This window comes from Vibrio ostreae (genome assembly GCF_019226825.1).
GTDB lineage: Bacteria > Pseudomonadota > Gammaproteobacteria > Enterobacterales > Vibrionaceae > Vibrio > Vibrio ostreae.
Map to the genome: position 1 here is coordinate 1313366 of NZ_CP076643.1, position 11860 is coordinate 1325225.

General features: G+C 42.7%; 9 protein-coding genes and 1 pseudogene. 8 read left to right on the forward strand and 2 right to left on the reverse strand.

The annotated features are described in order from the left end of the window. The first annotated feature begins 81 nt into the window (after positions 1–81). From KNV97_RS12075 to KNV97_RS12095, 5 genes are all read left to right on the forward strand, one after another. Entirely contained in the window at positions 82–750 is a 669-nt protein-coding gene (locus KNV97_RS12075; protein WP_136484068.1) for an OmpA family protein, read from the forward strand. 226 nt (positions 751–976) lie between these two features. Further along, positions 977–2005 carry a J domain-containing protein gene (locus KNV97_RS12080; protein WP_218563221.1) on the forward strand — a complete coding sequence of 343 codons (1029 nt, stop codon included), beginning with the start codon at positions 977–979 and terminating at the stop codon, positions 2003–2005. A 142-nt stretch (positions 2006–2147) separates the two neighbouring features. Continuing rightward, the gene (locus KNV97_RS12085; RefSeq protein WP_136484070.1) at positions 2148–2342 is read left to right on the forward strand and encodes a hypothetical protein; all 195 of its coding nucleotides are present in this window, start codon (positions 2148–2150) and stop codon (positions 2340–2342) included. A 416-nt stretch (positions 2343–2758) separates the two neighbouring features. Beyond that, positions 2759–3154, forward strand: a complete 396-nt coding sequence (locus KNV97_RS12090; protein WP_218563222.1) for a SulA-like leucine-rich domain-containing protein — start codon at positions 2759–2761, stop codon at positions 3152–3154. 287 nt (positions 3155–3441) lie between these two features. Next, positions 3442–5280, forward strand: a complete 1839-nt coding sequence (locus KNV97_RS12095; RefSeq protein WP_218563223.1) for a hypothetical protein — start codon at positions 3442–3444, stop codon at positions 5278–5280. 406 nt (positions 5281–5686) lie between these two features. Here the strand turns inward: KNV97_RS12095 and KNV97_RS12100 are convergent, their stop codons facing one another. Further along, positions 5687–6526, reverse strand: a complete 840-nt coding sequence (locus tag KNV97_RS12100) for a MurR/RpiR family transcriptional regulator (protein ID WP_218563224.1) — start codon at positions 6524–6526, stop codon at positions 5687–5689. A gap of 363 nt (positions 6527–6889) precedes the next feature. Here KNV97_RS12100 and KNV97_RS12105 point away from each other — a divergent pair, with 363 nt between their 5' ends. Together KNV97_RS12105 and KNV97_RS12110 are read left to right on the forward strand one after the other, a co-directional pair. Continuing rightward, a complete protein-coding gene (locus KNV97_RS12105; protein ID WP_218563225.1) occupies positions 6890–8725 on the forward strand; it encodes a nitrilase-related carbon-nitrogen hydrolase in 1836 nt (611 codons plus the stop codon). Between the two features lie 318 nt (positions 8726–9043). Next, positions 9044–10243: pseudogene (locus KNV97_RS12110) on the forward strand (IS4 family transposase). A 236-nt stretch (positions 10244–10479) separates the two neighbouring features. Here KNV97_RS12110 and KNV97_RS12115 read toward each other — a convergent pair. Next, positions 10480–10959 carry a YehS family protein gene (locus tag KNV97_RS12115; RefSeq protein ID WP_020329986.1) on the reverse strand — a complete coding sequence of 160 codons (480 nt, stop codon included), beginning with the start codon at positions 10957–10959 and terminating at the stop codon, positions 10480–10482. Positions 10960–11396: 437 nt separating this feature from the next. Between KNV97_RS12115 and KNV97_RS12120 the strand changes: the two genes are divergently transcribed. Continuing rightward, a complete protein-coding gene (locus tag KNV97_RS12120) occupies positions 11397–11840 on the forward strand; it encodes a MerR family transcriptional regulator (RefSeq protein ID WP_256612956.1) in 444 nt (147 codons plus the stop codon). Positions 11841–11860: the final 20 nt, after the last annotated feature.

The following is an 11860-nucleotide window of genomic DNA, read 5'->3' on the forward strand; positions in this document are numbered from 1 at the left end:
CGTCTATGCTTGCATTGACGTATGATCACTTTTCTCGTTTATTGCAATCCGGAAAACTGAATAACTCACGGAGATGAAGTTGTGAAAAAAATTACATTGGCTCTTGCAGTGTTAATTGCACTTTCAGGTTGTGCCGCCACACAACGCCAAAATGCGACCACGGGTGAAAACGAAACTAACTCAACCACCAAAGGGGCACTGTTAGGTGCGCTGGCAGGTGCTGCGGTTGGTTTAGCATCTGGTGATGACGCTAAAGAGCGACGCCAGAGAGCGCTGATCGGCGCGGCAGGCGGTGCTGCTGTCGGTGGTGGTGTTGGTTACTACTTTGACCAGCAAGAAGAAGCGCTGCGCCAGGAACTATTGAACTCAGGTGTTCAGGTACAGCGTGTAGGCGAAAACCAGCTACTGCTGCGCATGGAAAACGGCATCGGATTCCAGACCAACTCTTACCAGCTTGACTCTTCTATCCACAACACACTACGTGGCGTGGCACGCATTTTGGTTGAATACCCGGATACCAGCCTGGTGATTGATGGCCATACCGACAGCACAGGTAGCGACACCACCAACCAGGTTCTGTCTGAGCGTCGTGCTGAGTCCGTACGTTCATTCCTGTTGTCTCAGGGCGTAGCGGCAGGTCGTGCGGTAGCGCGTGGTAATGGTGAACGCTACCCGTTATGCAGCAACAGCACAGCAGATGGCCGTGCATGTAACCGCCGTGTAGAGATTCAAATCTTACCGCTGAAATGATTTAATAGGCGGGTGAGCAACGAATTGCACCATTCTGCCTGAATCGTTTAGTCGATACCCGTATGGATGTAGCCCGGCCTCAGTGCCGGGCTTTTTTGTTTTGTGGTGTGCCGTCCGCAATGTATTGACACATTGGCGGAGTATCATGACCGCTTCTGATATCCCGGCCAGTTGCATACCGTCGCTCACACGCAATTCACATCATGATAAAGGGAAACCAACCACAATGAAGAAAGCGCTTCAGGCATGGATAATCACATTGGGGTTACTGCTCTCAAGCCAGGCTGTGGCTGATCCTTCCGAGCTGATCCAACTGGCGAATCAAGGGGATCGCGCAGCACAATACCAACTAGGGGTCGATTATCAAACCGGCCACAACTTAACCATCAATCTGAACGATGCATTTTACTGGTTTCAGCAAGCGGCGCAGCAAGGTCATCCGCAAGCCATGCAGCAACTCGCCAACGCTTACCAGCACGGATTAGGCACCGAAGCCGATACGACTCAGGCGTTGTACTGGCTGACGCGCCAACTGCTCAGCGGTGACAGCAACGCAGCCATGGCCATCGGACAGCTTTATGAAAGCCTCGACAGCTCCCCTGCCCCGTCAGCGATGGCAGAGCTGTGGTATCACAGTCTGGCTGACCAGAATCCACAGGCAGAGCAGCGCTACAGCGCCATTTTGCAACAGCAGTTTGACCAGCAGCGTGCCCGCCAGGTCGCGTCAATTGAGCAACTCGAGAGTGCCATCAACCAAACCACTGCAGCCGCACAGAACCAAAACTCCACTCAGTCCGCCCCGCAAACGCCAAGCCTGATGAGCGACTATCTGTTTGTCGTACTGTGCATTTTGGTTTTGATCGCGGGTCTATCCGTCTACCGCTACGTCAAAAAATCCAACAAACAGCAGACCCAGCACCAGAATTCACTCAATGAAAGCCTATCCCAGAAAGACAACCTGCTTAAACAGCAAAAGCGCCAGTTGGACACGCTGTATCATCAGTTGAAGAAGATGCAAAACCATCAGAGCCGTCAGACTCAGGATCAAAAGCTGCACCTGGCCTGCGCGATGTTTGGATTTGCACCGGGACAGTTACCAGAAGAGCGGCAAATCAAAATTCGTTACAAACAATTGTCGAAAATTTATCATCCGGATATGAAAGGCAGTGAAGAGGAAATGAAGCGTCTTAACGGCGCGATGAAGGTGCTCATCAATGAAGTTAATAAATCGTTAAATAAAGTTTCATCCAACTGATATAAAACCCTCAAAGCCCCAATTACGCTTGACTACGCAATCGATTACTCTCTCAATATTTACAACAAACGGTTAACAGGCAAGCCTGTGATATGCGATAATTCTGCGCGAATTTGGCACCTGCTTCAGGTGAGGAGACAACATGTTCACTATCTACGGTATTTGCGATTGGTGTAAAAAACCAAATCAGTTGACCAAACTCGAGTATCTCGACGGCAAAACCAATCACGCTTGTGAAAACTGTAATGACTTTGCTCGCATGGACGTAAGACAATTTAATATTGCCGAGCAAGCACAGCGTGAACGTCTGGCCAGCCAAAACGCAAACCGACCATAAACCCGATAAAAGCGCCAGGACGGCGCTTTTTTGATCGCGCGATTCATCCCCTGCAGTACACACGCTTATACCAACGCCAATACTAACCACTGTATAACAACTCGTATCCATCTCTGCCCCGTCACTTAGGCGCAGCCGTTGTTCATATACAGCTAACCGCCAGTACTGGATAGAAACTACTGTATAAGCCCACTGTTCATGCGCTAAAAAGTTAGTTAGATCACAGAAAATCACACTAATCAGCAACTTTACCCCAGCATTCAAATATTAGATTTATGATTAAAAATCAGTTGTTTAGATTTAATCATGTAAAGAAAAAGACAAAATAAGGTCAATTTTCCATCAAACCTAAACTTGATCAGCACGATATTTAGGAATACTGTATAGACATACAGCATGTATGAAAGGACAGTGTTATGCTTCATGTAGATTTCGATACCACACGTTTTGGCACCCAAACTTACACGACCGATAGCTACCGCCCGGTCACCGTTAATCAAGATATGATGTCTCGTTTAGCGCAGCTATCTCAGCAACAACAATGGATTTTGTACACCGCGCAATGCCCGCGCCCTCAATACGATGCCCTCGCCGCCCATCAGGTGCAGTGCGGAAAAATCATTCATATGAAGCCCTCACAATCCCAATCTGAGCTGGAGATCGTGATGAAAGCGATTCAGTCCGGTAATGCGAGCGCCATCGTCGCCTCCAGCGCGATCGATTTCGTCAACCAAAAACTGCTGCAACAGCTGGCTCGTGATCACCAGTGTGAAGTGTTTTTCTTGCACAGCACGCAGCACCATTTTCATTAACTTCTCATGTGAGTACTCACGGTGATTTTGCGCAATACACAGCGAATTTGAAGCGGGCAGCCGTATGTCCCGCTTAGATTTGGAGTCTGCTTTTTCACTGGATTTAGGTGAATCCACCCTGCCTATATTTTCAACATCAATTCCTTCTGAACCTTTGCTGAAACGAGGTTACGCATACAAAACAAGTGACATATCTAACAGTTTTATGTCAAGGCACCTACATCATTAAATATGTGGTTCTAATATCATTAGAACTATTACGTATTTATTCTCAGGTTTGAAATACTATGAAGCTAAATCAAGTCTTAAATCATACCAATCAAGTAGAGCGTTCCAAGTTTGTAAACTGTATCGATAAACTTTGCCAAGATAACAAAAGCGACCCTGAATTAGCCAAACAGCTCAATAAGATTGATGGCCAGCTCAAATCTGCATCTGGTAACGAAATAAACCAACTTTTTAGCTTAGTAAAAAAACACTTCAAAAAACATATCATTGAGCAAGTATCGATAGGCGGTCCGCAAGCTTTTTTACTCATCAATATCCTATCACGAGATGGTAACTGTATAGCGACTATTCCTTGGATTGAACAGCTTTATACAAAAGAGTATCAGGCGATAGACACGCTCAGCAGGTCGCTATTAGAGGAGATTGAAGCTGACGAATCCAGCAATTTTGAACGATTAAATCGAATCGATATCTATAGAGATTGCATGCGAACCGCTTTTTGTAACGACTTAAAGGTTAATAGAACAGCAAAGATATCTGAGGATGAACGCAGTATTCTTAATGTACTGGCTCAACGCTTGGAACTTTCAAGAGAAGAAGTCAATGCTATTGAGCATTCGATAGACCCTATCCCTGAGCTTGGTATTGATAATGCACTCGAATACCTAAGAGAATGTGGCATCATAATGATCAACCGAAGACGTTCAGAGGTAATGGTTCCGGACGAAGTTGTTGACATTCTGCACGATGTATTAGGCAAAGAATTACACGATAAATATGTATTACGGATTTTGCGGTCACTATCAGATGCAGAGCTTTCTAGTACGTTGAAAAATCATGGGTGCAAAGTAAGAGGTGTGGATAGAAAGGAAAAAATAGCCATCATATCTCGCTCAGGCCTGTCTATTAAAAATATACTAGCAAACGACATACATTCTGAAGATGCAACACAAAATCAGAGAAAAGAAAGAATAAAACAACTCTTTGAAGATATGGATCTTGATATCACCAAAATAGGATCTCGTTTGCAAGAGCGAATAGAGGTTTTAGTTGATCACCTTAAGAGTTCTGAAGAAGATGAGTTTAACTTGCTGAGCGTCAGTGGTTATAAAGAGCTTATGGAATCGCTTTCTCGCACCGAACCGAATGTTGAGAACCGTATACGCTCTGACTTCGAAATTGAAAACAAAGAATCTTTGGATCCTGAATATCTAAGATCGCTAAGTATTACACCTCTGGATATCCTTTATTTGTATACCAATGATGAAATCAAGATTATACGAAATGATATGGGCTTGAGTCGAAGAGGTAATCCGAGAAGCCAAATCATCGATTCTTTCGCCAGTGCCAGTGACCGTTTCATAGAGAACTACCATCTGCTTGCTAGTCGAGATTTACAAGGACTACATGATGCGGGCATCGATATCAAAGAATCCGATATTGGAATTAAATTCGAAGAAATCACTCGTTCAATACTGGAGCAATTAGGAATGAATGTAGATGAGGATCTGAGGAAAGATATTAATACAGCCAAAGATAAGACCGATATCATTGTTTCACTAGAAAACGATGACGTCATTATCGGTGAAGCAAAATCCTTTAAAAATGGCGAATTTGCCAAATACGCTACGACTTCCAGACAGGTAAAATCATACGTAAAACGCTGCGAAGCAAGCGGTCATCGCGTTGCCCAGGTACTTATCGTGGCTCCTGCGTTCTCGGCTGATTTCATTGATGCCGCAGATATGGATACAGAGATCAATATTTCTTTACTAGAAGCGAATGGATTACAAAAAATACTCGCAGCATACAAGCAACGGAGAACCCCAAATTTCTCCCCGAAATTATTGACAAAAGGTGGGTTGTTAAAAGCGGATCTAATTTCAAAATCAATCTAACCATTAGGCGTCAATCCCCCCACATTTTCCTGTGGGGGGCAAACAAGTATATTTTGGCCCCTGTTTACAGGGATGTCGAATGTTCCTCTTTTCAGGTACAAAGCGGAACCAGGAAATATCTTTAGCCCTTAGGCACTATCAGAGCCGATTTTATGCGTTCCCTGCGCGACAAACCTAATACTTCCGTCCTAGATTTTTGCCCTATGTATGAGTTCAAAACTAACGCTCTAGCGCACTTTTGGACATCTTTTAATTTTAGCAATGACTAGATTATAACCTCACAGATTATATCAGCTATTGCAAATATCTTTAGAGAAATTGATTAAGAAACGCATAGAAAGACTTGGTTATATTCACAGAGTTTATACATGATGACTTTCAGAAAGTTTATTTTCCTTGTCATCACTCATAGATAAGCTTTTGAAGATATAAAAAAATGTTCAGATTTTTTTATTTTCTCTAACGCACTTTCTCCATTAATTTTCACTAACTCTGAAGTAAGCCCTTCAACTAAACCAAATGCCGGTGTTAGAGATGGAAAAAAAGTAAGTCCTGTCGTCGGTATGTTTAAAACCATATCCGCCCCTATGGTAGTTGAAGCTGTTAACTTATCAGTAATAAACATCGTATTACACCCGGCAGCTTTGGCTGCATTAAAGACCTGATTAATTTCTTTGGAAATGGGTTTAAAACCAATATGAATTACTACATCACCTTCTTCGAAATCACGAGTAAACTGTTCAAGATTACATGCTAAACCGTCAATCATATATACATTATTTTTAAACAACCTCATAATGTAATAGAGATAATAGGCAACAGAAAAACTCGCTCTAAATCCACATATGTATATTTTCTTTCCGTTATTGATTAAATTTGCAGCACCTGTAAGGAGACCTACATTTAAAGACGAGGACTCCGTCATATTGTCTTGAATAGAAGAAAATAATGAATTGATAAACTCTTCATCGTCATTCATCAGAGATTGAGCTTTATCAGAATACCCTACTTCACTTGTCAGCCCGACTTCCTTTATCAAGTTATCTTTAAGATCCGTCCACCCTTTGTAACCCAACGCTTTAGCCACTCTTAACAGCGTCGAAGGTTGAACATCTGCATACGCAGCCAGAGAACGCATTGAATAGATAGCAATCTCATTCTGGTGCTCTAAAAGATAGCCTGCAGCCTTTTGTAACTCAGGAGTAAGCTCAGGAAAGTGCCTAATAATATTGTCGCTAACGGTCATTATTTTTCCTAAAAAATAAAAATTGATTAATACTGAACTAGAAGCTTAATAGAGTCAATTTAATCCAAACCCATTAGAAGCTAGAAGCGATAAGGTTGCCTCTATAATGGTGCAATTGAACCATTTTGTAGCAAGTTCCAATCAAGTTAACCCAAGCAAAACCAAACTAAACCCTAAAAAACAATAATAAACACATGATTTTTAGTTATTAATTAAAAATAAAACATATGTATCATTTATGGCACAAATAGTGCTTAAATGATACATATGACTCAAATGAGCCATTAATGATTCAAACGAATCATTGCGCCGCAAGCTAAGCAGCTCTGCGACCAAATCAAAATTTTCATTTTAGGATTAGTGATGATAATACATAAGAATCGACATGGAATATTTAGTAAGCTTAAACAAACTTTAGCTACTATGGTGTTGTTACCAATCATTCTAACAGGGACTCAAAGTGCGCAAGCAAGTGATACAGAGAAAATGACAGGCAAAATAAAAGTCGCCTCCGTTCAGTTTAACCCAGAAATGTATGAACTAGACAAAAACCTGGATCGCCTTGCTGAGGACGTTACTGTTGCCGCTAAGAATGGGGCTAAGCTCATTGTGACAACAGAAATGGTTACCACGGGCTATATGTATAGCAGTCGAAAGGAAATCAAACCGTTCGTCGATACTATTCCGGGGAAAACCACTGATTTATTTACCAAAATTGCCAAAGAATACGATACTTACATTGTTCTCGGCATGCCTGAAGTGGATCCTGAAACTGACCTATATTACAACTCTCAAGTTTTAGTCGGTCCAGAAGGTTACATTGGTAAATACCGTAAAGTTCACCAATGGGAAACCGAAGAACACTGGTCTGCCTGGGGTAACTTAGGCGTACCAGTGTTCGATACAAAAATTGGTAAAATTGCCATGATCATCTGTATGGATGGAGCTTATATGGAAACGGCTAGACTGGCGGCTGTACAGGGAGCAGATATTTTGGCTTTTTCTACCAACTCTGGTGGTCAAACAGTATCAGCATTACAGGGGAGAGCCGAAGAAAACGGTATGTATATTATTAGCTCAAACAGGGCAAATACCGAGCTTGGTTATCATAACGTAGGTGCAAGTGCTATCTGGAGTCCTGATGGTGAAAAACTTGCTGAATCACCAGCGGCGCCAACTAAAGACGATGACATTGACGAAACAACATATATCTATGCCGATATTGATACTGAGAAATATGACAACCCAGCTAAACGTCGTATTGCTGACGAAAGACGACCTGAACTTTACAAAGAGCTAATGCTATACATCGCTCCATGGGATTACTCTAAGGATAACACTGAACAAGACATTAGTGCTCTTGCTTTGCAATATGATGTTAATACATCAAGCAAAACAGAAAATATGTCGAAAATAGACAATATTATTCAGGAAAAATTGGATAGTTCTGATAGAGACATCAACCTTGTTGTACTGCCAGAGTTATCTCTGACAGGTTTAGTCAGCGATAAGTCGACTGCTGAATCTTTAGCTGAAGATATGAGTGGCCCAACTGTTGAGTACTTCCGAAAATTAGCTAAAAAATATGACACCTATGTAATTTTCGACATGATTGAACGTGACGGTTCCAAACTATACAACACAGCGGTTTGTGTAGAACCATCAGGTAAAATAAACGGGAAGTATAGAAAAACTCATTTAACTGCAAGTGAAAAAGCATGGGCGACGGCAGGCGATGAAATTCTTACCTTCAAAACTGATATTGGTCGAATTGGGATCATGATTGGGTACGAAGCAGCATTCCCTGAAATGTCTGGTTTAATGGCGGTCAAACGCGCTGATATGATTGTAATCCCATCAGCATTTAACGGTGAATTCGGTAGTGAACTAGATTTGAACTTAGATATCTATGCTAACGACTACCCTGAGCACAACACTAACTCAATTTGGCACGCTATTGGTTTGAACTCTCAAGCAACAACTATTGTTTCTAACTTTACGGGTAAAGATTACATGGGTGGTACTTCAATGTATGGATTAGACCCTATCTTTGCCTTAGACCAAGCGATTGTTGCTCCACGTGATTTCGAGGGTGCGATTGAGGTTGATTTTAAGACTGTTCAAAATGAATGGTGGTTTAACCAGCAAAAACTGATTGCTTCAAGACGGACAGACTACTACATCCCGCTGATTAAATAATTTAAACACCCTAAATTGAAATTAAGTAAATAGTATTTCAACTAAATCAGCCTTACGGTTTTATATGACTGTAAGGCTTTTTATTCACAGACATACAATTAACTTGACCAGTTCCGACCTTTATCATTCGACAAGGGAATTGTTCAGTCCTTGCGTATGCACGTCAAAACCCCGCATTCTAATCGTCTAGCCCGAATCTTACGAATCCCCTCATAATTTCTATATAAAACAATGAGTAGACGCGCATCGCTCATTCTGATCTAATGAATTTCGCCAAAAACACACCTGATTAAATGGATTTAATAGGGAGCCCTAACGATGCGCGACATTCAAATTCTACAACAAACTCTCGAGAATCAATGCCCTGACATTCACAAAAAACGACTGAGATCTCTGATGCTTGCAACCAAAACTGTTCTCGACGGCTCTGATCTCACATTGACCAAAATTGGGCGCGCACTCGACACCGATACCAACGTAAAGCATGCGATTAAACGCATCGACCGATTGCTCGGTAATCGCAACCTACACCGTGAAAAAGACACCATTTATAAGTGGCATGCGTCCTTTATTACCCGTGCCAACCCTTTTCCTGTGGTGCTCGTTGATTGGTCAGATGTTCGCGAGCAGCTACGTTATATGACATTGCGCGCTTCAGTTGCCGTTAAAGGTCGAGCCGTCACGCTTTATGAGCAGGCGTTTGAATACAAAAACTACAACTCTCCAAAGAGCCATCTATACTTTCTCGATAAGCTTCAAACGCTCCAGCCCGAAGGCTGCACTCCCATCATTGTCTCGGATGCTGGATTTAGAAATACATGGTTTCGGCAAGTCGCCAACAAAGGTTGGTTCTGGTTGGGACGCGTACGTGGCGAAGTCTCGATCAAATGTGGTGATGCCCTTTAGCTATGGAACAAGACCTTCTATCCTCAGGAAACTGACAAACCGCAGTTTTTAGGGGAAAGCCAATTAGCACGGCGTTCGCCGCTCACATGCTTTGCCTATTTATACAAGAGCCAACCTAAAGGCAGAAACCCCCATCGACACAGCCGAACCTGCCAAAAGCATTCAGCAGGAAAAGTATTCCACAGAGGTGCAAAAGAGCCCTGGCTTCTAGTAACAAACCTCCCCAATCAGGTATTGAATGGCGTTAAAATCACTCGCTTATACGCCAAAAAAATGCAGATTGAAGAGTCGTTTCGAGATCTAAAAAGCCCCGCTTACGGATTGGCACTGCGCCACAATCGAACTCGCTGTACGAATCGTATCGATATCCTACTCCTCATGGCGCTAATGGCAGAAATCATCATGTGGTGGAATGGCTTAATCGCCATGCAAGCTCAATGGCATTATGACTTCCAAGCCAACACTATCAAACATCGCCGAGTACTATCCATCCCTAGATTGGGTAAAGAGGTACGTTGTCATCGAAGATACCAAATAAAAGGGTCCCAATATCATTGGGCTATGATGGAATATCAACGTCTCACACACACTTGTGGCTTAGGTGAATTATGAGGGGATCCGCCAGCGCTTGGGTTTATCTTGGTAGGGTCATAGGGGGGCGGTGTGTGTCTTGATTCTAAAAGCCGACCAGATTTCAGCGTGGTTTGATAGGTATCTACTGAAGAAAGACAAAGAGTAGACCTGATTGTGAAGCTCTAATATCGGTCTTTAGCATGATAAAAGCGAGTAGCCAAATAAAATGGTTCTCGCTTTTTTAATCAATTACCACGTTCGATTCGAGATAAAAATTACCCAGTAAACTCTTCAGAATCGGGACGATTGGTAAACTGCACACCATTTAAGAAGTCGCACAGCAGTTGGTCTTCACACTGTTTGTAGTTTTTGTTGTTTGGCTTGCGGAAATACGCACCAATTTCGTATTTACTTAAACTAGTACCAACCACTTCTAATACGTCCAACACATCTTCTGCTTTCATGTCTAGCGCAATGCGCAGCTTCATGAGAATCATGTTGTTGGTCAACGTGACTTCTGGCTTAGGTTGCTCGCCGTCTTTTTTTCCTCGCTTGAGGTTAATAAAGCCATTTAAGAATACCGCTAACTCTTGATCCTTCATCTTAACGCAAGATTTGTCGCTTTCATCTTTTAACCAGTTTGCCACTTTATCGTGAGCCACAGTGACTTCGGCCTGCCCGAAAGCTTTCATTATCTGCGCGTTTTTAAGGTTTAACGCGTGTTGGATACGACGTAAAATTTCGTTGTTAGTCACTAGGGATTCCTAAAATGAGTTCTAAGGGTGAATAAAAATCCATCAATGACATGCGTTCTGTGGGTGTCTTTATTCAATAGCGTAGTTGACGGTGACTCTAACAGAGAACACGTTTCTTCGGTAGGTTAAAAAATAGAAATAAGACGGCCTATTCGAACTAGTTGGCTAAGTTTGTAAGACTCCACTTTCATAGACACTATGCTGATTAGAAGAAGTAGGTCAAACCACATCACTATTATTTGTCAGGTAGAAGGTTACTGGCAAAGAATGGGGCAAAATCCATTTAGGTAAGTAACTGAAACCACTCCGCTAAGGCAAAAAATCAGGACGATTTTTTAGGTTTTCGGCGGCGGGAACGCCTAAAACCGTTCCACGCCTAGCCACCAGCGCAACGAAATTGTGTTAGTGTTGTTGCAGGCAATCACAGCACGACGAGCATGATGAATATTGGTGAACTAGCAAAAAGAACCGGTTTAACTGCATCCAAGATCCGCTTTTACGAAAAGATTGGGTTACTCAAAACCGTGAAACGTAAAGCCAACGGTTATCGAACCTACCCGCCTGAAGCGGTGATGGTGCTGGATATGATTACCACCGGACAGCAAGCCGGATTCAGCCTGGATGAGTTACGCACCCTACTTCCAGGCGACTTATCGCAATGGGACCACAATCAACTGCTCGGTACGTTACAGCAGAAAGTGAAAGAGCTAGAAGACATCGAACAAAAGATCGCTCATAACAAGGCAAAATTACTGGCCGTGCTGAATGAAATAGAAGCCAAACCACAAGACATGGACTGCGCGCAAAATGCCGAGCGCGTGATGTCCCAGTTTGGCTGGGATATATTAACCTCACAAGGAAACAGCAAAAAGGAGCAGTAATGCTCCTTTTTGTAGCGGCT